Raw genomic sequence first — 26,258 nt, forward strand, 5'->3', positions numbered from 1 at the left:
AAACTGTATGAGATGGATACAAATGTGGTGAATATAAGAGTAACCAAAACAGAAAATGGTTATTGCGCCGGTTGCGATCTCCTATCAGGATGGGTAGTAGCTGTAACTGGAAATTTCTTAGAATTAGAAAAAGAAGTTAGAGATAGCATTGATTTCTATGTTGAGTGTGCCAAAATAGACAATGAGGAGTATCCACATATATTTGATGGCGAATATGAATTACATTATATTTTCAATATCGAAAGCCTGTTAAACTATTATGGTAAAATTTTCACCAAAGCAGCCTTAGAACATATAACTGGCATCAATCAGAAACAACTTAGTCATTATGCTTGTGGGCGTTCTGTACCTCGCAAAGAAACGGCAGATAAGATAATAAAAGCCCTTCATGCTTTGGGCCAGGAACTTATGGTAGTCTCTGTTTAAGTTTTCGACAAAATCCTTTACGAGACGATTAATACCCTGACTATTTTTAGTCAGGGTTTTTTTGGCATCTTATGACAGCCAAATACCATACAGGTTATTAGGTTTAGTGTAAATTTTAATCCGTTTATAAATCATTACTATTTTGATATGCTGCAAAACGTGTTTTCAAAATGCAGCATTTCACTCTTTCGAAATGCAGCATTTTGATTGAACGAAATGCAGCATTTCGTAAATACAAAATGCAGCATTTTGAAAATACACCCCAAAATAGGCCTTGTAGCGCATGTAAAGGGGGTCTAGTAAGGCTATTTTCCGTTTTTAGCAGCTTTAACCAACCGTAAAACAACTAAACAGAGATGGTATTTTTGGAAAGATTTTGTACTTTCTGTCTAAGCTTGCAAAAAGCCCCATACAGTTATCTGCATGGGGCTTTGATTTACGATACAGGTGTTCAATTAACAAAGCTCTTTACTTTACTTAAAATTGTACCGTACTCATATTTTTGATAGCTGTAATCTTCATGCCTAAAAATTTGAACATACAAAGGTAACATTTTTGTTTATTTTAAACAAACCTCCTACATATTCATTATTGATGGGCTGATTGGAAAAACTTAGTCACTACTTTTTAAACCACCCAACTAACCATATAACAAGCCCTACAGCAATTGCAAGCATACACCCTATTCCAATTGCACCCATATTCATTTGGGTCTTTTCCCATTTGCTTAGTTGCCGTTCAACCGGATAAGGTATTTGTATGGTATCGCAAATAAAAATACTATCGTGTATCAGCCGGTCCTTATATTCTATTCGCCAACGGGTAAGCCAAACGGTATCGCCTTTTTCACGGATATATATGGAGTCTAACACATGAATACTGTCGCGGTGATACTTATCGATGTGTTCTACCCTCACAGTCTCCACCGGAATGTATTCGGTAGTTTTGCATGCCGATAATATCATAGCCAGAAGCATTAGTAATATACCAATGGTTATAGCTATCATCATTTTTCTGGTTTCATTCATTTCTTTAGTTCAAAATGTGGATAATCTTTAAATGTCCAGTTACCTCCCCATTCAATAGGTATGCCCAATTCTCCGGCAACTTTGTTGATGTGCCAGGCAATAAGTTCCAATTCTCTGGTGGCACACACCTCTACCTTTCCATTTATGTAGGGATAGATGTCTACCGCATAACTGTATCCATCGGCCTTAAGTTGATGGTTCGATTTCTTTTTCACTCCATCCACATAGGTCACAATCATGCCAGGCATGGTTCGGCCTTGTGCATATAATTGTTTCTGACGTTTTACAGTTCTTACTCCTTCAACGATCGTAAAATCAATAGGAGTTTCTTTAATTGCCTGATGCATTACTGTTACTAAGTCAGGATGCACACCTTCCAGGTTCTTAATGCTTCGTTTGCTGAAATTCATTTGAGTTTTGTTTAATAAGGAGGGAAGGAGTTAAAGGGAGTTATCGCTTTGCTAGGAGTTAAAGCTTTAGATGCTCTGAAGTATCTTAGAGCTATAACTCCTTTAACTCCTAGCGAAGCTATAACTCCCCTTAACTCCTTCCATTTTGGAATCTAACTCCTTCCCTTCTGTTTAATATTCACTAGGTGGCATTCTGTTTGCACACCCTCTTACATTGCAACGCCTTACTTCTGCCTCTTTCCATTGAAGTTCCAACTCGTGATATTTCTGTATCCAAGTCTGCACTTCGCTTTGTGCATTACGCCAGTCACGGTATATGGCATCTACTTTGTCGTCGCGTTGCTTCAATCTGTCATCGTACCGTTCAATCTGGGTGTTGAGGTTTTCAATCACAGAGAGTAGATTCTGAATCTCTGCCGCGTTGGCGCTTGCGTCTTCTTTCCGGGCGTTGGCTTTGCGGTGTAGAAGGGTGTTGAATAACCATTTGATGGCTTCAAGGCCGCCTAGGGCGGTGATTAGAATGGCTACGCTCTGTGGGTTCATGATTAGATTACTATTTTTAGATTATTCCCATCTCTCCACAAACTACCTGATGATAATCCAGATGGTGATGTTGGTAAATTATCTATCCTTACTCTGAAATAATTGCCATAATCTCCTGAGTTTTTTTCGCCAACGTCAACTAAAAATGAACCTAAAGTATTACTTAACAGCATACCATGTCTACTAATAGTTAGAAAATTCCCATCGTCATCACTATCGTCAAGTCCAAACGCTGAAATGCTTGTTCTTCCCTTCCCACCTATTTGACCAAGATTTAGCATTGATCCAGAATCATGAAAAGACAATTTTCCAGATTCATTTCCATCTTCGCTAATCATCTTAATACTTCTGTCATTTGGATCAATGATTATTCTGTTTCCGTTTTGATTACTTTCAAACTTACCCGTAAATTGAGCATCTCCAGAATCTGCATCTAAGGAAAAAATGAGATTGCCATCTTTAATTCCAAAAACCCCACTGTGTTTTACTCCATTAATTTCTATTACATCTTTTCCTAATGCCACTCCTGTTACAGCTCTTTTCCCATCATCTCCTCCTAATATTACTCCATTGGTGACCGAATTCTCATTCCTGGCGCCACTAAATATTTTTGGCGATATGAAATAATCACTTCCTATTTTCGTTTTATTCTTCTCCCAATCCTCTATCCAAGGCAATAGATTAGCATCTTCTCCCTTCAAATTTTCTTTTGCCTCTTCCGAAAGATTTCCCCATTGTAGTATGGCATCTTTTCCAAATGTGCAAACAAACTTGTTCTTTTGCTCGTTCCATTCCCATCTCAATCCATCTTCTCCACCAATGTATCCACTCTTATCTGGATTTATCAAAACCGACCCGGCTCCTAACTCAGCTCTACCATCCGGCCAAATAGCTGAAGTCACATTCCCCTCAGCATCAGTGAATTTGAGCATACCGTTTTCTGCATACAATCCTTTAAACTCATCACTAACTCCGGGAAGTCCTGTCCCCATTCGCATTTTTATTTTTCCATCAAAACTCTTGCTGTCAATATCGAACATTATATCAATAGCAGGCTGACCAGATTCATCAGTATGTAGGTAAATAGCCGACTGCCTTGCTGTATTCCTTTGGTTCCCAAACTGAACAATCTCATCGCCAACCTCAGGCGCGCTTTGCTCCTCTTCAAATTCCGATTTGGGAATAACAACTATTTCACCGCGGATTTCTGAAACCTTTACCCAGTACGATCGTTTCCCTGTACCACTGAACTCCTGCATACGGATAAAATCATCTTCCATAAAGCTATTTGTATCCTCAAGAGTGATTAAATAATTATCCGGGTCGCTTATACTATCTATTGATTTAATTTTGCCATGAGCTTGTGTAATAGCTAACGCACCCACAACACTTCTGATCTTATTTATAATAAGTTCAAATACGGTCATGGTTTTCCGTACCATCAGATCATCTACCTCTAGTTTCCATCTCCCAGTTGTCCACTCCCAAATTTTCCATCCATAGCCAGAAAATCCGGATAGGAAATGTTCTATTTTATTTTTAACGGAGCATATAAATGCTTGTACTCCAATGTTTGGTAATAGTGCCATATTCTTTGCTTTTAAATTATTCCTAATGTTTCCTTTATTTGCCGGAGTTCATCCTCTTCATTATCAAATCTCAATTGTTAAAATCAAAGTTGATTTGTTTTTTTGACGATATTTTTGCACCAACAGTTAAAAGCTTCACAATTTAATAATTCTCTCAAATTTTATGGAAAAACAGTGCAGCATAAGTAGATAGGATACTTGTGGAGAGCACTTCCTATATCTTTTTCATAAAAAATTGCAAAACTATTAACAACTTAAGTGAGGCTTAAAGCTAAAAATTAAAACTCAAAAATTATGAAATCAAACAGTAAAACATGGGATGTTATTCTTAAGGTGATAATTGCAGTAGTAAGTGCACTGGCCGGAGCGCTGGGAGTACAGGCGATGACACTTTAAATTGAGAATTGAAAATTAAAGAAAAGCTGCGCAGCTAATTTTTAATTGCAAAAGAACTCAATAGTTTAAATCAAATCAAAACGAATGGATAATTTAGATATAAAAGACATCGCTTTGCAACAGCAAGTTAGCAACGATGACCGTATTTTAATGACACAAGCATCAAACGATCATTCGGCTTCGGCAATGACTGTAGGTGCTTTTAAAGAGCTAGCGATAGACAATGCTGTTCTGCGAAAAGACCAGGATGACGAAACAGCTCATCATCTCACTGTTGGAGGTCTATTAGTCAAATCTCCCATCACTCACTCTCAATCTCGTTCTCATCTTTCATCTGGTATTGAAGAACAGGGTAACCAGGAGGCGTTATCTGCTTCCATTGTTGAAGAAACAAACAATCCTGATATTCTTTCTAAAGCATTGGTTGAAGAAACTACCAGTGCAGGTTTTGAAGGAAGTACACTGGGATGTTTGGATAACGTAGACGAATCTTTTGATGCGTTACCTAATGGGAAATACGCTTTTGAAAAGAAAAACGGTATATTGTATCCGGTGGCTTCGGGTAATTTCGTGGCACCGAATGTAATGAACCTAACATTTATTTCTCCTGGAATAATGACTATTGCGGGAGGTAACCCGGCTGTTTTAGAGTTTAATTTTTCGTCTACCGTTTCAGGAGAACCCACCGGCAATGGTAATATGGCCATCAAGGTAGGCTCAAAAACCATTCATGCATCTTCTATATCACAAGGTAAAAACAGTTTCGAAGTAAGTAATTTCCTGGGAGCAGGTGATAATACTGTAACAGTTGAAGTTACAGACTCTTATGCCACTACCCGAAAACTAACTTATGGTATTAATGTAGTAAACCTCAGTTTAAGTTCTACTTTCGACCCGGTTGCAGCAATTACTGGTAAAACATTCAGTTACCGGTACACCCCTGTTGGTTCTATCGAAAAAACGGTTTACTTCCTGATTGATGGAGAAGTGGCAGGTAGTTATGTTACATCTGTATCAAACAGGCAATTAAATTATACATTACCTAACATGGGGCATGGTAGCCACACACTGGAAGTGTATATGACTGCGGCTATAAACGGAGCCTCGGTTATGAGTAATTCGCTTTTCTATGACCTGATTTGTGTGGAAGATGGAAAAACAACTCCTGTTATTGTATCACCTTTCAGGCAAACTACCGCCGAACAATTTGGTACAGTGATTATACCGTATGTGGTTTACAATCCGGCACAAGCAGAAACTGATATTTCACTTGTAGTTGATAATACAGTTGTGTCAAGCCTTAAAGTTGGCCGTACGGAACAAACATGGAACTACCGGATTGATAAATCGGGCAATAGTAAGTTTGAAATTGTTTGTGGAGCAACCCGCAAAACATTCCTGTTGCAAGTTGAACAATCTTCGATAGAGGTTACTGCTGAAACAGAAAGTCTGGAACTGTTCTTGTCGTCAATGGGAAGAAACAACAGTGAAACGAACCGGGACAGATGGGAATTTAAAGGTAAAAATGATACCATCGCTGCACAACTGGTAGATTTTAACTGGGGCACCAACGGCTGGATACCTGATAGCAACGGGAATGTAGCCCTTAAACTTACCGGAGATGCCCGGGTTGTTATTCCTGTTCATCCTTCGCAATACTATCCGCGAAAGAATTATAAAACAAACTTTAAGAAAGGATTTACTTTGGGCAGTGGTGAGAAGGTAAGTAAGTATAAACTTACTGCTGATGTAATTGCTGCTTCGGTATTCTGCGAGAAAGCCGATTTTGCAGAAAGTTCCGGAACACACAATACTGGTGTTGCCAACCTGGCCGATGAAGTATTAAAAGATTTGGGCTTACTTACACCGCCTCAATTGGATAATAAAAAAGTAAGGACTACTGTGTGCGGTTTCCCTATTGTTATCTTTCATAAAAAGACAGCCGACTCTGAACCGGAATTTGTAGGCAAGTATAATTTTAATACCGACAAGGCAGCCGAAGAAACTTTTGGCTTTACATCTGCCTATCCAAATTGTCAGTGCTGGGAATTCAGGAATAATACCTCCGGGCGAATGCTGTTCAAAGAATCGGATTATACCCGTAAAGATCAAAATGGCAAACCCGATTGGTTGAACGATTTTGAAGCCCGCTATCCGGATAATGACGATTTGAATGCGACTTATGAATCCGGAACGATACCCGAAAATCTGAAACGTGTAACAGATTGGGTGGTAAGTTGCATTGGTAATGTTAACAAGTTTAGAACCGAATGTCCACAATATTTTAATGTGGATAACCTCGTATTTTACTTTATGTTTACCGAACTGCTTGGCATGGTAGACCAACGGGCTAAAAATATGTTTATCACCACTTGGGATGGACAAATATGGTATTTTATTCTTTATGACAATGATACCTGTCTGGGTATCAACAATGAGGGCGAAATTGTGTTCAATTACAATATTGAAACACATGATGTACTGGGGTCGCAAAATGTATGGAATGGTGCCGGTTCCGAATTATGGAAATTGGTGGAACAGGCATATCCGGATGAAATTGCAGCCATGTATAACAAGGCACGTCAACAAGATATACTTACATACGAAAGGGTTTATACTTACCTGAATATAAACCAATCGGAAAAGTGGTGTGAGTCTATCTATAACGAAGATGGTAAGTTTAAATACATTGATCCTTTAACCAAAGGATATTACGATTATGGCCAAGGTGGACATATTTATACCGGCGAGTTTTTGTATGCACTACAAGGATCGCGTGCCGACCATCGCAAATGGTGGCTATATAACCGATTCCGCTATATGGATAGTAAGTATAATGCCGGTAACTATTTTGGAGATACTGCAACATTACGTTTGTACACACCTGCACAATGGACTGGAGTAAAACCAAATGCCGACTTTGCACTTACACCTTATGCCGATCAGTATTTACGTGTAAAATTTGGTTCGTATCTCAGCCCGGAAAAGAGAGGTAACAAGGATAAAACAAGCATTGTGTATGCTCCAACAGGAACCGTTTTTAATGATACAGAAACTATTATTTATGGTGCATCCCGGTTAAAATCGGTTGGAGACCTTTCGGCTAAATATCCTGGTACGGTGGATATGTCTTCGGCAACGAAACTGGAAGAACTGATTATAGGGAACAGTACAAAGGGATATAAGAATACAAATCTGCGCAATGTAACTGTAAAAAGTAACCGGTTGTTACGGAAAATAAATGTAGAGAATTGTCCGGCTTATACTGCTGCGCTTGATTTGTCTGGTTGCGAAAGTATTCAGGAGGTTTATGCTAAGGGTTCGGGCTGTACGGCAGTAGTGCTTCCTTCTGGGGGAATGCTAGAACGAATTGAATTACCACAAGGAATAACAAACCTTACTTTGCGTAATCAAGCTAATCTGACTGATGCTGGATTGGTACTGGAAAGTGTAGAGAACATATCAACACTTTGGATTGAAAACATCCCAGGAGTTGATTCAATTGCATTGGTTGAAAAATGTATGGCTTCTGATTACCCAACACTTGAAAGAGTTAGATTGGTTGGAATAGATACTTCTGGTGAAAGTTTAAATACACTAATCGTTTTAATGAATCTTGCAGGTTTGGACGAGAAAGGGAATAATAGCACCCAAGCTGTTGTGACAGGAAAGTATCATGCAGTGAAAGCCTATGCTGATACACTCCCTTTTATTAGAGAAGCATTTCCTGATTTGGAGATTACATACGACATGCTTGCTGATACTCCTATGCGTACTATTATTGTACAGGATTATAATACCAAAGCTATTTTGAGAGGTGCAGATGTAGTGATTAATGGTATTGCATATGTAAGTGATGAAAATGGAAAGGTTACAATCAAAGGACGTGAAGCCATAAATGTATCTATAAGCTTAGATGGATATAAAAGTATAAATCAGAATCTGTCGGAGATTTTGAGTGACACTACGAATTATATATGGATGGATGCAACTGTAGAGGTTACGTTTATTGTTAAATCTAAGGATAAGTTTCTGATATCAAAAGCAACAATAGTGTGTGATGGAAAAAGTGTTGTTACAGATATACAAGGAAGAACTGTTGTTGGATTGTCAAGGGGAACGTATGAATATACATGTACATTCAAAAATAGTACATATAATGGAAGAATGGCTGTAGGTACAATTGCAAAGGAAGAGAATGTTGTACTAGAGATTCCACTTGAGGATTTGCAACCAGAGTATAATGGGAATATACAGATTGGGTTTAAATCAAATGGTCTTAGTATAACAATATCTAGTAGTGGTGCCAATTATATAATTCATTGGGGAGATGGACAAACTACAGCAGCTACTGGTACAGGATCAAGAACATACTATCATGTTTATTTTACTGATGACATTTATAATTTTGAGATTTCTGACTGTGATTATATAACTTCCATATATATAAACGCAATCGCATATTGGAGTGTGGGAACTAGTAGGATTTCAAATTTGTCTTTTAACTCTAAATCAGCGCTTATTGCAGTGGGAAGTGATATATTTAAGAATGATTCAAAAAGAAGCTCTTTTTATGAGTGTTTTGCTGAATGTACTAATTTAAGATACATCCCAGCTGGATTGTTTGATCATTGTTCAAATGTGACAAACATTCGTTATTGTTTTCGAAATTGTACTCTCCTCACCTCTATCCCTATCGGGTTGTTTGATTTCTGTCCGAATGTGACAGACTTTACCTGCTGTTTTCAACACTGTACTTCCATCACCTCTATCCCTACTGGATTGTTTGATTTCTGTCCAAATGTGACTAGCTTTTTCGGCTGTTTTTATGGCTCTACTTCCATTACCTCTATCCCAGCTGGATTGTTTGATTACTGCCCAGATGTGACTGATTTTTATGGTTGTTTTTATAGCTGTATTTCTCTTGTCTCCATACCTGCTGGTCTGTTCGATAATTGTATAGAGGTGACAAACTTTAATAACTGTTTTAATGGTTGTACTAAATTGACTTTCGTAGTTCTCCCTAAAACCATTAAAAATTTAGGGAACTCTACTTATGCTGGTTGTACTTCTCTTATATACATAGAAGCAGAAACGACCACACCTTCTACGATTTATTCTACTTCTTTTAGCGATACTAACAACTGTCCAATTTACGTGCCAGATTCAGCTTTAAATGCCTATAAAACAGCCACTAATTGGGATGCATTAGCTAAAAGAATACTCCCAATCAGTCAAAAAAACTAAAGATCATGAAAACAGAAAGCAATAAAATCACAGCAGCTAAAGGAAAAGTATTAAGACGAATCTCAGACGGTTTCATCTTTGGCAATGAAATTTATTTGGGATACACACATTATCTAAATAATAAACCGCTCCCGGAACCCTTATTAGAACTCCCCGAACATTACGAAGAAATAGACGAACCGGTTACGGAAGACACTGTAATTCTCTCCAAGGAAATGGATATTATTGAAGAAACACCCGAAGGAGAGGTACAACGAATAACCATAGGTGATTACAAAAAACTGGAGGATTGTCAATTTTTGGTTTCTAATTTTATTGTTTGTTGCAGTTTTGAATAAAAAAGAGGATGTATCAGATCTTTTTTTTGATACATTCCTCTAGCCAAGGAGGGGAATCCATGCGGCATCGCCTACTTTACCTCCTCTACCTCACTTTTTCCTAACTGAACCAAACGAGTATAATACAGGTTAGAGAATTACTAATATTTCTTCTTTAATTTTATCTTATCCATATCTTTATACCCATATAGATACTTTTTAAATATAAAATAACCAGAACCATTTATAGGAGTAAAATAGATTGTAGTGGTACCGCGATCTCCTCCAATAGATAAATCTGGTTCGGGGCTAATCATTAGAGAATAATCATTATTGCTATGCGGTGTTGTATATATTGTATATACAACATTATCTATAGAGAACTCCCAACTGTCATAATCCCTAACCGAAGAGATATAGATGTAAAATCCAAAAAGAAAATATAAAATAGCAGGTGCAATAAAAGAATTTACTAAAAGGAAAATTACATAATATTTTTTTATAAATAAAAATACTATACTTAGGAACAAGTTAATAACAAATACTATAGGAATAGCATAAATCAAAATAATAGTCATATCACTAGTAGGCTCGAAATATAATGTCCAAGCACCAATTAACACTAGATCAATAAACAAAAGCCATAATAGCGTAACAAGATTTTTTTTAGTACCTTTTTATTCATCATATTATTTTAATTGGGAACAATATTTCCATTTACTATAGTATAATTACCTGCTGGAAGATTTCTTATTTGATTCCAAAATGACACTATTGAATGTCGCAATATCAAAAACATCCAGATAGAATCATTTTTCTATCCGGACAAAACATCCTAACAGAAAAATGTCTATCAGGATGTTAAATTATCAAACTAGAACAAGATAATCAATCAAATCCCAGATCAACATTTTTCTCATTTAAGGTATGATAAAAATCAAGACGATCTGAAAATTGCTCTACGATTTGTGTCTTTTTATCTACAATCCAGTAAATAATATCATTAACCTCCAAATCTTTTGTTATTGCAATAATAAACTCGTTATTAAAATTATAATCAATAATGATTGGCGGTACAACAAAATGCCCAATTCCCTTATATTCATCTGTCTCATAACTTATGATTGCTTGTGGATAATCTTGTATATATAGATATTTATCTCCTAGATTTACACTATCATCCATCTTGGTAAGCACAGGTAGAAAAATAGCAACAAAAACAATTGTAGAGATAAAAAACATACAAATAAGCAAACATTTTTTTATTTTCATATTATTTAGTTTTAATTATTCCTGTACCTCCACCGTCGTAAACCTCCCAATCCCCGGCTCCATATAGCCGAATAATCATACAAATCCAGCCCATTAACCGTATTCAGCTCCTTACCATTGTACTTAAATGGTTGTAAAGACTCAGCGCTCGAAGCAAAGCTTCCCCCAAACGGATAATAATGATTCACCTGTTGCACATCACCACCAGCGTTTATCACCACCCTATTATTACCCAAATGATCCTTCAAATAGTAATAATAAGTAGGGGTGCCATTATTGTAAACAATATACCCCTTGCTGGTAAGTACACGTTTCACCTCATTATCTTCATAGATCACGCTACCACAATAATCTGTGGTTTTGGTTGTTGAACCTGTTTGGTGCTTAACCTGATGTTTAACTCCGGCCGCATCATACAAATACGATGTAGAGTTACCATCGGCAAAACTAACCTTTACAGGCAAATTTAGTGAATTGTATTCAATAGATCATAATAATTGGCTGATAGTTACAAAAAGGGTGTATCAGATTTTCTTCAATACACCCTTCACTCTCTCAAAGCAGATATTTACTATTTCCTCAACACCTGCCTTCTATTTCCCTTTTCCCTATAACTAACATGCACCCACCTGAATCCTTTCTCTTCAATCAACTGATCAAACGGAAGATTCAACGATTGCACCAGTTCAAACAGTTGTTTATTTCCTGCAATGCTTCCGGTAGTAATATCTTTTATGTATAAAAGACGTGGGTTACTCAATTGAATTCTATGCTAGGATAAGACACTCGACTATTTCTTTGTTATGGTTTCTAATACTTCGTCAAACGTCTCTTTTCTTTTTAGAGAAACATTTACATAACCCTTCCAATAACATCCATTTTTGGTTTCTAATTTTATTGTTTGTTACAGTTTTGAATAAAAAAGAGGATGTATCAGATCTTTTTTTGATACATCCTCTTCGCCATTAGCCGATAGCTTGTGCAGCTTCTAATGGGAAATTAATTACGATCACTTTTGATTAACAAGTATAAATCCTCTTTTTTATCCATTACAATAAAACGAGATTTAAAAGCTTTAGTTTTTGTTTTCTCTTCTGGAAGAATAGCAAGGTATGCACTAGGGCCAATTCCATTATAGAAATATATTTTATATGAAAAGTAGTAAAATTGAAATCGACCATCATTATAAAACACATTTTTAATAGAATGTATGCCATATTTTCTTAGAATCTCAATATTATCCTTCATAAGCTTCCATTCATTTTTGGTAAGCCCTGGTATTGAATCTAAAATTTCTACATGTCTTTGTACATTAGGATTTCTCCTCCCTTGCTCAATAGAGTCTTTGGAATTATAATTTAATGTTGACAAACTTAATGTTATGTTTTTGGGGTCATTGCTCAATTCCCCAAAAGTGACACAATCATCAACATAAAGGGGTTCTATCCTATTTACATATTCTTCAGTTTTAAGCATTGCGCCTCGCAACTCGTCAATATTTTCAATATCAATACAATAGTGATTCTTACATGAAGTAAGACAAAAAAGCAAGACTAAAAAATGTTTATATTCTTTTATTCTCATTGTTGTTTGAAGTTTTTGTCGTAATATTTAAATCCCATTCGAATCATATAGTTGTCTTTATCTTCATCTCCATAAGTGAAAATATTATGAGGAACATTGGGCTTTGTCAACTGATTTATCCCAGCACCTAACTCCAATATAAACTCAGACAAACCAAATGCTTTTCCTGCAATTGCATAATTGAAATTACCAAAGTCGTCATAACGAAACAGATCACCATCATAAAAGGCATATCCTTCCATAAATGCACCATCTGTTCCTATTGCAAACTCCCCGTTCTTTGCAGCTTTTATATCATATTCAGCATTGTCAGTAACTAAATCAGCAAAAGCTTTAAGTCGTCTATTTATTTTTCCTGCCCATCCAAATAGTATCAACGCCTCATTGTTAGTAAATTGCTTATTTAACTTGGAAAAATGTTCATTTGTTCCTTTCATAAACTCATTGAAAGCTTTAGTTTTGTCTGGAATTTTTCCTCTTTGCCCTATGTATGTATCTCTCACTATCAAATCATTCTGTTCAACTAGTAGATTTCTTACATAAACCCTGTTATCATTGATCCCATCACTAAAAAGAAGTTTTCCAGAATAACCACTATAATAATCACCATAAAACATACCTGTTGGATCAATAAATTTAATCGGATTATTCGCACAATACGCATACGGGCTAATGTTATAATACTTCTCCGCCAACGGATCCATCGTTGTAAACCGTCCGATAGCCGGCTCCATATACCTAGCCGAATAATCATATAAATTCAATCCATTCCTCCTATCCAACTCCTTACCATTATACTTAAATTGTTGTTTGTCTTGTTCATTATTCGAAGTTTCCCCGAATGTCATTCCAAATGGGTAAAAGTGATTCTTCTGCACAATTATTCCTGTGTTGGTAGTCACTATTCGGTTATTACCTAAATAATCAGTTAAATAAAAGTGATATATTCCATTTTCAATATAACCACCATCAAACAAAATCTGTTTCAAAGAATCATTTTCATAAATTTTATTGCCTACATAATCAGTATAATCCAATCCATGTGTTACTTTCAACTTCCTACCATCAGCAGCATACATATATTTATTAGTATTGCCATTAATTGTAAGTTGACTTGGTAAATTTAAGCAATTATATGTAACATTGCTAATACTCTTGTTTAAATCTTTGGTCATTGCCCCATTTTTATTGTACACATAATCTGTTGTATTAGCAATGTCCCTGAAATCGTTTAAGCCAGAAGTTATTGTTGGTAATTTAATGGCGGCATCTTCTATTGTGGTTAGTTGATTGCCATTATAATTCATAGTTAAATTGTCAACCAATTCGTAGCCGGAATCTGTTTTACCCCAACGTTTCAAACTAGTGATATTACCATGATGGTCGTATGTGATGGAAGGAACCTGATAATTAGGATTAGATTTACCGTTTTCTAAATAGTCAGCTTTTGTTAAGCGTGAAAGAGCATCATAAGTAAACCGGTAGCCACGTAATACATCGCTATCAGCTTTCCAACTCATGGCAGAGATATTACCATTGTAACAGGGGTCATTATCAGCATAACTGTCATTGTAATACAGCGTTTGTGTAAAGAGTGTATTATTGATTGATTTTATCCACGATCGCACATTATAGTCGTAAGTTGTTACTGGTAAATTCCCTTTTTTATGAGTTTTTAAGCGTCCCAGTTCATCGTAACTCTTAATGGCTATTGTGGTTTTAGGATTATTCCCCAATTGATGATCGGTTCTTGTTAATCGACCTGCATGGTCATAAATATATTCATAATATTCTTCTAGTTGGTTTGCTGCTCCTGAAACCAACACTTTACCACCAGTAATTAGTTTGAATTTTGATCCATTAATAGTGGTGACCAAAGGTGTTGATGGTGAATTTGTATGCACTAATTTTCTTTTACTTATCTGCCCAGTGAAAGTATAAGCTATATATTCCGAATCTTTGCCTCCCAGATGATTCGTAGACTGGGTTTCGATCACCCTGTTCCGATAATCATAGTATAAGGCAGAATACAGGTGTATACTTCCTTCGTCAACATTGGCATCTTTAACATAAGTACCAGTTAGCAGGCCATTATTAATCCCACTGGTATGACGGGTTCCGTAGCCTGATTCTCCTTGATATCCAAGTGCACTGTAGCCTGGTAAGGATAGGAAATTATAGTTATCATAATAATTAGCTGTTAGTACATAAGATGAATTACCCAAACAATTAATAGGAGTGATATATCCTTTATAAGTACCACTTTCTCCTGCCCAGGTAGCTTTTACTGCACTACCTTTAATAATGTTTATACTTGGATTGCTACAAATACCTGTTAAAACAGTTCGGCCAAGTGCATCGGGAAGTGTAAAGTACCATTGTTCTTTGGTACGGGCTTCACCATCTTGGGTCAGAATTAAACGATCACCTCTGTCGTACACATAATTAATATGTAGTGCTCCGGGAAGTTTCTTTAAAACACAACGGTTCTGTTCATCATAACGATAATAATAAGCATAATCATCAAGGAAAGTACTTGTACTGTTGGTCCATGAATTACCACTTCCCATCTGGGCCGAGGCTAATGGAGGCAGTACTAATTTCAGATTTCCAAAATCATCGTACACATAATAGGTATCAAGTTCCTTTTGAACAGTCTCTTCCCAAATACATTGGCGGATCATAATTACTTTTCCCTGCTTATCTTTAAACTCGAAAGTAGAATTACCATCTTCATCCTTTATTTGAATAATATAGAGTTGTCCGGTAGCATAATTACCAGATTTGGTGACAGTATAAACAGAATCCACAGACGAATCAGCTATATTAAAGTACATACAATTAAGCGCACTTACATTACTCAAATAGATTGTCCTTACAGGCTTATCAGATGATCGCCACTGCTGCCCAGCTCCATATTGTTTAGTAACCCGGTTCAGAGGAGATGCCTCATATATAGGTTTAGTATAAGCAGCTGTATCACCGTTGTAAGTATCAGCAGATAGTCTATCTATATCCGGATCTTCTACAGTTCCATCGTCAGTTTTAACAAAAGGTAACCATGTTTTATCACTACGTCCATATGCATCGTATTGTTGTATTATAACCAAATCGGATTTTAAAGGTGTAATTCCTTGTTGAATAGTTTGTGTAGGACGTCCAATCCCATCAAAATACTCAATTGTTAACATAGCAGATTTCGTAGATTTAGTAACTTGATCTGATGCTACAGTAGGAGTAATTGTTCTCTTTGCATTTGGGATTGTAACATATACCATGCCGGGAATTTCTTCAAGAGGTTTCCAGTTTGCATAATCATATTCATAAGCTTGTATAATTTCTTTGGTTGTACCATTTTTTATATATGCTTGTTCCAATCGACGGCCAGAATCATATTCATAGAAAGTGGTTTTACCCGAGGGGTCTGTAATATGCTTGACTCCAATACCTGGGTCATAAACGGCTGTAGTAATTTGTGCATAGGGGAGTAGAGTGCGTAGATTATTTAACAATGTAAGATTCGCAGTTGATAGTGTTTTTTGTACATTGCTAACAAAACTGCTTCCTAGTTTCAAAGAAACACCAGCATAAGCACAATTTTTAAGTTCTGCTACAGGATACTGTCCGTTGTAGGACCAAATGTAGGTCGTCATCATTCCATCAGAGCTGCTAACCTGTTGCAAATTACCATTAGGATCATAGAGTTCAAAGCTTTGCTTTTCTTTATAACGGGAATCCCGATAGAAAACGGGGTTACTCATAAAAGAAGTCTTCACAAAAGAGGGAACATAAGAAGTGCTTACTTCTACTGGAGTTTCCAATTTCATCTCATAATATTTACAAGGAAGCGCATAATCACCAAATTCACTATACGTAATCAGATTACTGCCTAACAAATACAAGGTATTCTTCTTTTTAAGAAAATAAGATTCTTCAACCAATTTATTCACGTTTTTATCATACAATGCAGATATTCCTTCAGAAGTTGATGCAACAGAAGATGCGATATCACCTTCTCCTTTATCGCCGAAGTAATAATCATTCATATATTTAAATTTGGTAAGAAGTGTATCCCCATTACTAGTTGTTGTTTTTTGTGTAGTAACATTTTTATGTCTAAGGTTATCATAACTATAACTTGTAAAAGAGGTTACAGAAGAATTGTTGGAAGTAAAATAATTGGTTTCGGTTTTGCTGGATAATACTTTGGCAACATTGGTTAATGTTTTGTATTTGCTGAATTTTACACTCACATCCTGAGTATATACAAGTTTAAGTCCATAAACTACAATAGGTTTACTAGTTCCTTGTGGAAAATAGTTTTTGTATTTATAACTTATTTCTTTCAATGGGTTGTTTTCCACATCATAGTATTTTTCTGATAGTAGAAGTCCTCTTGCCCAATCATAATTAATGTTTGGTGGATATGGGTAAAAATTAATTGAGTCCTGAAAATTTTTATAAGGAACATATCTTGATTTGGATACCTCATACATTTCTCCTTCTGAATAGTCTTTTTCAATACCATAAGTACCCGGACAGCTATAACTGTATTCTGTCTTTCCGTTAATCATTGAGCCATTGCCATCCTTTATAGTAACAGATTCATAACAAACAAAGCCTCCATTGACTTTTCCTACTTCGGATTGACTTTTATGAAATATTCCTAAAGACTTTTCGAAAGGGTATAAATTATGACTCAAAATTGGTAGATTAAGTATCTTTCCATTACTGTATTCATAATGTTTTTGCATCAGTAAAGTGGAAGAATCATGATACTTTTTAATTGATTTAATACGTACCCCACCTCCTTTGTATACAGTATCCTTATACAAAAAATTATTTGATTCATATTCATATTCTGTATAACCTCCTGTTGGATAAGTTATTTTGGTTAACATGCCAGTAGTAACAGCCTCCGGATTTGGCAGCCGATCGGCTCGTATTATGGTGGATTTTTTTTCATAATTATTTGGAAGTGTCAGAAAAGTATATTGTTCGGATAATCTAAGGTTCGGATAATAATGGATGGTGGGAAGCAGATTTTCATTTGAGATTGCTCCGTTATAAAACCCCCATACATCTTGTGCATACGATTCTCTATCAGGAAAAGGTGTACGTTCATCATAATGGAAATCGTAATTACCAACTCCTTCTTCTTTTATATGATTTAACTTTAACCGTGTGCAGTCGATTTTATTACCAAAATATCCATATTTGAGGATAAAGGATTTTATAGTTTTATTAGTATGTTTGCTTTTAACAGAGATACCTTTGATTGGCAAGAATTGATCAGTTATATTTTCCTGATCGACTACAAAATTTATTTCTTCGTTGTCAGTTTCGATCTTTGTTAATCTTTTTTGAGTCAATGTTGTTAATACAGAGGAGGATGATCCACTATATTTGAGAATGTAAGGTTCTTCATAACTCCCTACATGGTTTTCAATCTTTATTGTTTCATCCTGATAATGGAATCTAATTATTTGGTTATGAACTGTTTTTATTTTGCTTAATTGCCAAGTAGAATAGTATTCCCGAGATGAACCTGTCGCAGATTTATTCACCACGTCATTGCCAGTTAAAGGGTCGTTATAAAAATATACATAAAAATTGCTATTATGTGCTATTGTTATCTCTTTGTCATTAAAATAATATTCATTTCCTTGAGCATCTTTTACGGTGAAAGAAGTTAGACGTCCTTCAGTATCAAATGCATGCTGTATCTTAATATCCTGATATGGGATTAGCTGTGGCCGAATATGTTGTGGACTTGATGTTACAGAGTTAATTACTTCCAAAACAAATTGCCCAGATAGAAATGACTGATTGATATAAAAGAGATCGGGTTGTGTATCATTATGACCTTCTTCTAAATACTTAATATCATCATTAGCGACTAGGTGTTTAATTTTTTCAGCTATTTTATCGTATTCTGTAATATTCTCATTAAAGGAATTAATATATTGTCCTTTATCTGTCCAAAACATACCTACATAAGGGGTTCCCTTTTGATGTTTTTCTTTTGTCTTTGCTTTATTATAATCATCCGGTTCTCCTCTCACTGCCCGGGATATACACCCACCAGCTTGTAGCGACCATCCCAGGCCAACATTTGTGGCTGATTCTTCAACTTGAATACCCTTTGCATGATAATTTAAAGAGATAGGTAGTGTAAAGTCTTTCAGCTTAATTTCATATATCGGAATATCCATTTGTATAATTCCAGTGGCGTTTGAGACAGGAAAATCTATGTATTTCGATAATGCAGCAGCATTAGGACTATCTGGAAAAGGCTGATTAATTGTTTCAAATCCTGATGTTTGCCCCCTTGCATAGTATATATTCATTAGCAGTAACGCACTTATTGTAAGCATGTATTTACTGAATTTTATAATTTTTGTTCTCATGTTTTTAATCTTTAATAAAGTTGTTAATAATTAGCCGCGCAGCTTTCAACTTTAAACCCTCAATTGATGATTCTCGGTTGTTTAAATCGCAAAAATATTCCATAAAAACCCGATATACTTTGATTTTAACAGTCGGTATTTAACAACGGAAGTCATTATCAAATATTAGTTTCGGCTAACCGTTGAAAAATATAATCTGTAGTGTTTTTAAAATCCGGATATTGAGTATACCATACTTCCAGCCCCATGCAGTGATATGTTACAGAGGCAGGCGAATGAAAACCCATAATATCAGCCAAAGTGGCACGTACGCCGGGTTCCATCTTTCGGCCAATTAATGTGCCTGGAGAATATAAATACAAGATTATAAATAAAAACAGCTTTTTTGCAGCCCTTTTATCTAGTTGTATGTTAGCTGGTAACTCTGCAATAATCTTGTTAAAATGCGAATATAGTAACTCTATATTCTGTGTGTCATGCCGGAACGGAGCCAATAAAAGCGCTTCCTCCAGCATAATCTGCTTACGTTGCTTTTGCAAGACCTTAAGCCTTTCTAATCTATCATATTCAATCATTTAAGTTTATAGTTTTTAGAACACAGAGACACAGAGACACAGAGATTTATAACTCTGTAATTGAAAAACTCTGTGTTCTCCGTGTCTCTGTGTTTAAATCATAATTTATCAAGGCTCTCCCAAATACTTAAAAATTAAACTTACCTGATGTGGTGTAAACCGTGTGTTATTTCTTCGATAACCCGATTTTTCCAGTTCCCCGGTTAATTCTTTGTTTGCATCAATCCATTCGCGCAGGTTGCGGCGTGCCGTTGCCGGCTTCATATCCGGCAGGTATAACAATGCCAGTTCTGTTTTAGAGTACACTTTTATATGTTCGTTCATATTGATTCTGTATTTTTTGTTTAGAACACAGAGGTACAGAGGCACAGAGCTTTTATAGCCCTGTAAATGAAAAACCTCTGTGCCTCTGTGTCTCTGTGTTCTAATTAATCGTAATATTATGTGAAATAAACCCAAATAATCTTTTACTTGTAAACCGCTGTAACCGCCCGTAACCTATTGATACTCTATTTATTAAATAGTATGCACCTTTGCCCTTGTAATGTTACAGCAAGGAGTAATTATCCTTATTTTATTAACCTAAAAAATTGAATTATGCCGTTATTATACAAAGCATTTCAATCGCAACTTCCTACCAAGAGCGGTGAGTATCTATACTATCCCCGGTTGGTTAAAGCTGGGACAATAGATTCTACCGAAATTGCCAAGAAAGTTAGTTGGGCAACCTCTCTTACCGTTGGTGATGTACAGAATGTTATTCACTCACTAACCGAGGTAATGAGCGACCACCTGATGAACAGTATGAGTGTAAAGCTCGATGGTTTCGGAACGTTTACCATGATGGTATCGGCCAAGGGCAACGGAGTAAAAGAAGAAAGCGATGTAAGCAGTACGCAGATTGGCGGTTTACGTTGCAAATTCACTCCCGAGTACACCCGTCGTCAGGGTAACGGAGGTATCACCAGGGCACTCACCGAGAATGTAAGGTACGTTAATATTGCTACCTTAGGTGTTGTTGCAGCTGCCGGTGGCGATAACTCCGGTGACAATGGAGGCGACGATGGTGGTGGCGGATGGATAGATCCAACTGCTTAAACACCAACCAGTAAGTTAAATTTTTCTTCAAAGTAAGTTAAGTTTTTCTTCCGAGTAAGTTAAGTTTCTTGCCTGTAAAAACTTAAGTTTTTATAAACAAGAAGTTAACTTACTCTTTTTTTTATCTTAAGATACTCTTCCGTTCTTCATCCACTTAATGGTTTCGTCCAGGTTTTTAGCAGGAAAATTTCTCCTGATGTATTCCTCAAGGTGTTCGGCCCTGATTTTTAAAACCCGGTACTCCAAAGCCAGTTCGGCAAATTCTTCTACTGTGTACAAGCCCGATTGATAAAGGGCTTCAATTACTTTATCCATTCGGATATAAACTTCTCTGAATTGATTGAACGCTCTGTTGCGTTCTGCAATTCGCATAAGGATTGCATCGTTATTTATACTCATTGTTTTAAGTTTTGATGTAAATTGGGAACACAGAGGCACAGAGACACAGAGTTTTAATAACCCTGTAAATGAAAATCTCTGTGCCTCTGTGTCTCTGTGTTCCCAATTCATTTTCGTTAAAAATCTTCGATTTTTGTCAACGTATCATTGTGCCTGAATTTCACTCTGCCTATCGGTCCGTTGCGGTACTTGGCAATAATCAGTTCGCCGGCGTTCTTTACCTCGTTGCCGTTTTTATCCTTCGTAGCTTTGCCGTAATATCCGGGACGGTGGATAAACACAACCATATCCGCATCCTGTTCAATGGCTCCCGATTCGCGGAGGTCACTTAACATAGGGCGTTTATCCTGCCTTCTTTCCACATCACGGTTTAACTGGGATAAGAGAATTACCGGGATATCCAGTTCCTTGGCAATCAGTTTGGCTTCGCGGCTCATGGATGCTATCTCCTGTTCGCGGTTGCCATACTTTCCTTTCTCGGCTGTTATGAGTTGCAGGTAGTCTATTATTACCATGTCGCATTTGTTTCTCTTATTCAGTAACCGACTTTTAGAACGAATGTAGGCCATATTTATGTTGGCATTGTCGTCCACATAAATTGGGAGTTTACTAAGCTTGGCTACTGATTTATCAATATCTTTGAGCTCGTTCAACAAGTCTCCCGATTTTAGCTTTCCCGGGTTAATATCGTCGCTTTCCGAAAGAATGGAGCGTTTGTAAAGGCTTACCCTGGACATTTCTAACGAAAATATTAATACCGATGTACCCGCATGTGCGGCCGATTGGGCAAGGTGTAGGGCTACGGCCGTTTTACCCATGGCAGGACGGGCTGCCAGTATAACCAGCTCCGACCCCTGCCAACCCGAGGTAATCTGGTTCAGCTCGGTTAGCCCGGTGGTTATACCTGTTTGCAGTTTGTTGTTGAACCTATTCATACGGATGTTGATGTCTTCGTAAAATTCGGCAGATATTTCCCGGTAAGATGCTTCTTCTTCCTGACCAACAAGTACTTCCTGAAGGTGTTCAATCTCTTTGCCGGCTCCAGTAAGTACATCGGCAATGTCTTCGCTTTCAGTGCCGGCTTTACTCTGTACCTGAAGCGAAAATTCAACAACCTGCCGTTGAAGGTACTTTTGCTTAACAATCAAGGCATGGTCAACAATATGAGCATGCGAAGTTACAGAACCGGTTAATTCGGCTATAAACCAAGGCATTACCTGTTCGCCCTGCCCCATTACAAGTATTTCCTGACTTACAGTAATAAGGTCTATTGCTGCATTTTTTTGCTTCAAAGCCATAATAGCTTCGAATAAAACCCGGTGCCGGGAGTCGTAAAACATATTGGGAGTGAGGAATAATACTTCATCAATTGCACTTCCAAAACCAATAATGGCTCCAATTACTGCTCTTTCGGCATCAAGCGCCTGGGGGGTAACGCTACCAAATAACGGGGTCAACGTTTTCTGAGTTTTCTTCATAATTCTTTTTTCCTTGTGTTTTCCACCACCAAAAAAAACGTCGTTTGGCTGTGGATAGGGTTTGTACTGTATGTTCTTCGCCGGTGGCGATGATATATTGCAAAAAAAGGTCGATCTGGCTGGGCATGATATCCAGAAACCTGATGCTTAGGCCAGATTGCATAGCGGTTATTTCGCACCAGCTTTCATCGGCCAGTAGTTGGGGCTTTATTTGGTTGAAGGGAATAAGTTCGATATAGGATTTCTTCTTTCCACTTTCACTCTCAGCCCCCTTGGGGGATAGAGGGGGTGTTTTATTGTTTTTTTGTTTATTATAGTCTGCCATCTGAGCACTATCCCCTCCGGCCGCCTCAGCACCAGGAGATGGTGTTACATTGTTGTTAGGGGATGGTGCTCTGCCTACACTCATTTCTACAATAAACGAGTACGAATTTTCAAAGCCAAGTCCTTTTGCCGACTGGAAATAAATAAGTTTGGCTTCGACTAGTTTTTTCCTGGCCCTGATCAATGTTCGGTTGCTAATGTAAAGAGCACTGGTAAGCTGATAATTGGAGCATTTAAATATTTGCGGCCATTTTTGATTATTGCAAACCGCTATCAGTTCGTGGTAAAGTGCCTGTTCAACAACACTGAGTTTAAACTTTGTGCGAGTTCGTCGCATTTTGTTTGTTAATGAATATCCATCCATAAGCGTTAATAATTAGATTTTTACTTTTTGCAAAAGTGCTAATCAATTTTCTAAAACGAAACTAGGAGATTTAACGCCAAATCTCCTAGTTTCAAACATCTACTTTCTTTTCCTCTTTTTTTCCCCTTGTGTTTTGTTTTCCAACTCTGGTTTCAACATTCTTTTTACCTCGTAAAACAAGGCAGAAAAGCTCCCTGGCTTCATTTCTTTATCTGGAAATCGCTTCTGCATGATTTTATTTCCACTGTACAATGCTTTGATAAATGATTCGCTTCCATTATTTCCTGCAACCCGTATTGCATCCGTCTCAAAGAGCATGATCATAACTTTAACAAACTCTTCACAGTCAACAACTATGATCTTGTTTTCTGGTTTAATTCCGTGTAAATCAAGTAGATTCTTGGCCAATTCAACTCCGATTACCTTTTCTTCTTTTTGAGTGCTTTTTGTGTCTGAATCGGAACTAGTTTTGTTCTGTCTTTTATTCATCCTTATTAATTTAAATTTAACGGCATGAAAATAAAATCAAATATTATAAACACCATGTAAACAAGCATTTTATTTAATATTTCTAAAATGAAATTGTGTAACATTTATTGTTTATGGCAAAACTAGTTTGGATTAGATGATTTTAAGAAAAATAAAGAAATTTGTGGTGTAAGGAGGTAGGATTTGAGAAGTTTTAACATATTTTTTATTCGCCAAGAAGTGGCAGATTAAAGTGTGATCGTTCTTTTTTTTCAAGTAGCATAAGCCCGAAGGGCTTTAACTATGCATAACCCCGGGTGAGCAAAGCGTAACCCGGGGTAGGTTAAACCCTACTCAAAACAGCCCTGAAAGGGTTGAACTCCTTCGGAGCTCAGAAAATCAAGGAGGTATATACCCCGGGTTACGCTTTGCTCACCCGGGGTTATGCAAATATTACCCCTGCCGGGGTAATTGCTTAAACTCGAAGTAACATTTTTGTTTCTAATCCTCCAACGTCTTCGATATCTTATCAATATTCAAGCTCCGCGCCATAGCATTAAATATCTCGCTATATGTTCCATTTTGATGGTAAATCTCTTCATGTGTTCCCGATTCCACTACCCGGCCATTCTTCATCACATAAATACGATTGGAGTCTATGATTTGAGAAATACTGTGAGAGATAATAACAACAGTCCGGTCCTTCTTGATTGCATCTAAACTATTCTTGATTTGCTCTGTTGATACAGCGTCCAGACTGGCTGTTGGCTCATCCAGAAAAATTATTGGCGGATTTTTAAGGAACATACGGGCAATAGCAATCTTTTGTTGTTGTCCACCCGATAGTGCCAGTGCCGAAGTATCATAACCATTGGGCAATGACATGATTTGATCATGAATATACGATTTCTTGGCAGCCTCTACCACCGCCTCATGGGTAGCATTAGGATTACCATAACGGATATTCTCGTCAATACTACCATTAAATATATGATTCTTTTGTAAAACCAGCCCAATATTATCGCGCAAGAAAGTAGTATCATAATCGTTTAGACTAATACCATCCAGAAGAATCTCGCCCGACTCGGGCAGATAGAATTTATCCAATAGATTAATCAATGTACTTTTTCCTGCACCCGACAGACCAACAAGGGCTGTTATTTTATTGGGCTCAATAACCATGTCAATATCATGCAACGTTGGTTCTTCATTATCCGGATAAGTGAAATTAACCTTTTTCAATCTAAACTCGCCTTTCACATCTGTTGGCTTGTACTTGCCCGATTGTTCTATCTGGTGATCTGCTTTCAGGATATCGAAGAAACCTTCGGAATAAATCAGGGCATCATTCATCTGATCGTAAATGCGATGTAGCTGACGGATGGGGGCCGATACATTATTAAAAAGCATAATGTGGAACATAATTGCACCAATGGTCATCTGCCCGGATAGAACGAAATAGGCAGTAAGAATGATGATTAATACCACTCCAATCTGCTCGATGAAACTTTTAAGCCCATCGAAGAAAAAACTTAGTTTACGGGTTTTCATCTGTGCCCCGGTAAGATCGTTCTGCAATTGCATTTGCTTTTCGCCTTCTATATCTTCACGGATAAACGATTTGATTACCATGATAGATTCTAATATGCCCAGTATCCCCTGACTCTTATTTTCGCGCAACTCCCTGATTTTACGACGCGAACCACTTAATTTATCTGCCTGAATACGGGTTACATAAAAATAGACCGGTACAACACATAGTCCCACCAAACCAACGTAAAAGTTGGCATTGAACATCATTAGAAGCGCTACAATAGAGTTGGTAAACAGCGGAAGTACATCAATAAAGAAATTTTGTACTAGCCGGGTAATACTCTCTATTCCCCGGTCGATACGGGTTTGAAGTTTCCCCGGCTGATTGCCACCCGAACTGAAAAAGGCCAGTTTATAAGTGAGCACCTTCTCAATTACCGTTTGTGCCAAATCGCGAGAGATGTAAATGCGTAATTTTTCGCCATAATATTTTTGCCCGAATTGCAGAAAAGAGTTAAGTATCTCTTTGACAATTAATATAACAGATATCCATATCAAAATAGTTACTCCCTCGCGCAATCCCTGATGGTTATTGAGTAAAACCGTGATTTCATCAACAGTATAGCGCAACACCCAAGCATTGACCTGTGCAGTAAACGAACCAACAAGTGTTAATAACAGCGTAAAAATTACCAGCCAACGGTAAGGCTTTACATAAGGAGAAATGTTTTTAAATAATTGTAGTAAGGACATATCGTTTTTTCATTCACTCTCACAAAGGTAATATTTTTCGGAAA

21 protein-coding genes are annotated in these 26,258 nt (G+C 37.0%); 5 read left to right on the forward strand and 16 right to left on the reverse strand.

Going from position 1 to position 26,258, the window contains the following annotated elements:
- The first annotated feature begins 12 nt into the window (after window positions 1-12).
- The gene (locus D0T85_RS08000; protein ID WP_163212028.1) at window positions 13-426 is read left to right on the forward strand and encodes a helix-turn-helix transcriptional regulator; all 414 of its coding nucleotides are present in this window, start codon (window positions 13-15) and stop codon (window positions 424-426) included.
- A gap of 620 nt (window positions 427-1,046) precedes the next feature.
- Here the strand turns inward: D0T85_RS08000 and D0T85_RS08005 are convergent.
- The 4 genes from D0T85_RS08005 to D0T85_RS08020 all read right to left on the reverse strand — a co-directional run bounded on the left by D0T85_RS08005 (window position 1,047) and on the right by D0T85_RS08020 (window position 3,996).
- Window positions 1,047-1,454, reverse strand: a complete 408-nt coding sequence (locus D0T85_RS08005) for a hypothetical protein (RefSeq protein ID WP_163212030.1) — start codon at window positions 1,452-1,454, stop codon at window positions 1,047-1,049.
- Window positions 1,451-1,864 (reverse strand): M15 family metallopeptidase, encoded by a 414-nt coding sequence (locus D0T85_RS08010; RefSeq protein ID WP_163212032.1) that lies wholly within the window; start codon window positions 1,862-1,864, stop codon window positions 1,451-1,453. The genes D0T85_RS08005 and D0T85_RS08010 overlap by 4 nt, the downstream gene beginning before the upstream one ends.
- Before the next feature lie 171 nt (window positions 1,865-2,035).
- Entirely contained in the window at window positions 2,036-2,407 is a 372-nt protein-coding gene (locus tag D0T85_RS08015; RefSeq protein ID WP_163212034.1) for a hypothetical protein, read from the reverse strand.
- A gap of 2 nt (window positions 2,408-2,409) precedes the next feature.
- The gene (locus tag D0T85_RS08020; protein WP_163212036.1) at window positions 2,410-3,996 is read right to left on the reverse strand and encodes a hypothetical protein; all 1,587 of its coding nucleotides are present in this window, start codon (window positions 3,994-3,996) and stop codon (window positions 2,410-2,412) included.
- A gap of 294 nt (window positions 3,997-4,290) precedes the next feature.
- On the opposite strand from D0T85_RS08020, the gene D0T85_RS08025 reads away from it, so the two are divergent.
- From D0T85_RS08025 to D0T85_RS08035, 3 genes are all read left to right on the forward strand, one after another.
- Complete coding sequence (locus D0T85_RS08025) at window positions 4,291-4,392, forward strand: smalltalk protein (RefSeq protein ID WP_163212038.1); 102 nt, start codon at window positions 4,291-4,293, stop codon at window positions 4,390-4,392.
- 84 nt (window positions 4,393-4,476) lie between these two features.
- Window positions 4,477-9,639, forward strand: a complete 5,163-nt coding sequence (locus D0T85_RS08030) for a leucine-rich repeat protein (RefSeq protein ID WP_163212040.1) — start codon at window positions 4,477-4,479, stop codon at window positions 9,637-9,639.
- Window positions 9,640-9,644: 5 nt separating this feature from the next.
- Window positions 9,645-9,977 (forward strand): hypothetical protein, encoded by a 333-nt coding sequence (locus D0T85_RS08035; RefSeq protein ID WP_163211901.1) that lies wholly within the window; start codon window positions 9,645-9,647, stop codon window positions 9,975-9,977.
- 867 nt (window positions 9,978-10,844) lie between these two features.
- On the opposite strand, the gene D0T85_RS08040 is transcribed toward D0T85_RS08035, so the two are convergent.
- From D0T85_RS08040 to D0T85_RS08070, 7 genes are all read right to left on the reverse strand, one after another.
- Complete coding sequence (locus D0T85_RS08040) at window positions 10,845-11,228, reverse strand: hypothetical protein (protein WP_163212042.1); 384 nt, start codon at window positions 11,226-11,228, stop codon at window positions 10,845-10,847.
- Window positions 11,229-11,239: 11 nt separating this feature from the next.
- Window positions 11,240-11,692, reverse strand: coding sequence for a hypothetical protein (locus D0T85_RS08045; RefSeq protein ID WP_163212044.1), 453 nt, complete (start codon window positions 11,690-11,692; stop codon window positions 11,240-11,242).
- 107 nt (window positions 11,693-11,799) lie between these two features.
- Window positions 11,800-11,988 (reverse strand): hypothetical protein, encoded by a 189-nt coding sequence (locus tag D0T85_RS08050; protein ID WP_203558432.1) that lies wholly within the window; start codon window positions 11,986-11,988, stop codon window positions 11,800-11,802.
- A 239-nt stretch (window positions 11,989-12,227) separates the two neighbouring features.
- On the reverse strand, window positions 12,228-12,812 hold the full coding sequence (locus tag D0T85_RS08055) for a hypothetical protein (protein ID WP_163212046.1): 585 nt from the start codon (window positions 12,810-12,812) through the stop codon (window positions 12,228-12,230).
- Entirely contained in the window at window positions 12,809-19,222 is a 6,414-nt protein-coding gene (locus D0T85_RS08060; RefSeq protein WP_163212048.1) for a DUF6443 domain-containing protein, read from the reverse strand. The genes D0T85_RS08055 and D0T85_RS08060 overlap by 4 nt, the downstream gene beginning before the upstream one ends.
- A gap of 158 nt (window positions 19,223-19,380) precedes the next feature.
- The gene (locus tag D0T85_RS08065; RefSeq protein WP_163212050.1) at window positions 19,381-19,797 is read right to left on the reverse strand and encodes a hypothetical protein; all 417 of its coding nucleotides are present in this window, start codon (window positions 19,795-19,797) and stop codon (window positions 19,381-19,383) included.
- Between the two features lie 108 nt (window positions 19,798-19,905).
- Window positions 19,906-20,121 (reverse strand): DUF4248 domain-containing protein, encoded by a 216-nt coding sequence (locus D0T85_RS08070; RefSeq protein WP_163212052.1) that lies wholly within the window; start codon window positions 20,119-20,121, stop codon window positions 19,906-19,908.
- A 273-nt stretch (window positions 20,122-20,394) separates the two neighbouring features.
- Here D0T85_RS08070 and D0T85_RS08075 point away from each other — a divergent pair, with 273 nt between their 5' ends.
- Entirely contained in the window at window positions 20,395-20,895 is a 501-nt protein-coding gene (locus D0T85_RS08075) for an HU family DNA-binding protein (RefSeq protein ID WP_163212054.1), read from the forward strand.
- A gap of 126 nt (window positions 20,896-21,021) precedes the next feature.
- Here D0T85_RS08075 and D0T85_RS08080 read toward each other — a convergent pair whose 3' ends face one another.
- From D0T85_RS08080 to D0T85_RS08100, 5 genes are all read right to left on the reverse strand, one after another.
- A complete protein-coding gene (locus tag D0T85_RS08080; protein ID WP_163212056.1) occupies window positions 21,022-21,294 on the reverse strand; it encodes a hypothetical protein in 273 nt (90 codons plus the stop codon).
- Between the two features lie 116 nt (window positions 21,295-21,410).
- Window positions 21,411-22,772, reverse strand: a complete 1,362-nt coding sequence (dnaB, locus tag D0T85_RS08085; protein WP_163212058.1) for a replicative DNA helicase — start codon at window positions 22,770-22,772, stop codon at window positions 21,411-21,413.
- The gene (locus tag D0T85_RS08090; protein WP_163212059.1) at window positions 22,732-23,433 is read right to left on the reverse strand and encodes a hypothetical protein; all 702 of its coding nucleotides are present in this window, start codon (window positions 23,431-23,433) and stop codon (window positions 22,732-22,734) included. Before D0T85_RS08090 ends, dnaB begins: the two co-directional genes overlap by 41 nt.
- A 126-nt stretch (window positions 23,434-23,559) precedes the next feature.
- Window positions 23,560-23,949, reverse strand: a complete 390-nt coding sequence (locus D0T85_RS08095) for a hypothetical protein (RefSeq protein ID WP_163212061.1) — start codon at window positions 23,947-23,949, stop codon at window positions 23,560-23,562.
- 480 nt (window positions 23,950-24,429) lie between these two features.
- Window positions 24,430-26,214 carry an ABC transporter ATP-binding protein gene (locus tag D0T85_RS08100; RefSeq protein ID WP_163212063.1) on the reverse strand — a complete coding sequence of 595 codons (1,785 nt, stop codon included), beginning with the start codon at window positions 26,212-26,214 and terminating at the stop codon, window positions 24,430-24,432.
- Window positions 26,215-26,258: the final 44 nt, after the last annotated feature.

It is taken from the genome of Bacteroides sp. 519 (assembly GCF_010500955.1).
Taxonomy (GTDB): Bacteria; Bacteroidota; Bacteroidia; order Bacteroidales; family Bacteroidaceae; genus Bacteroides.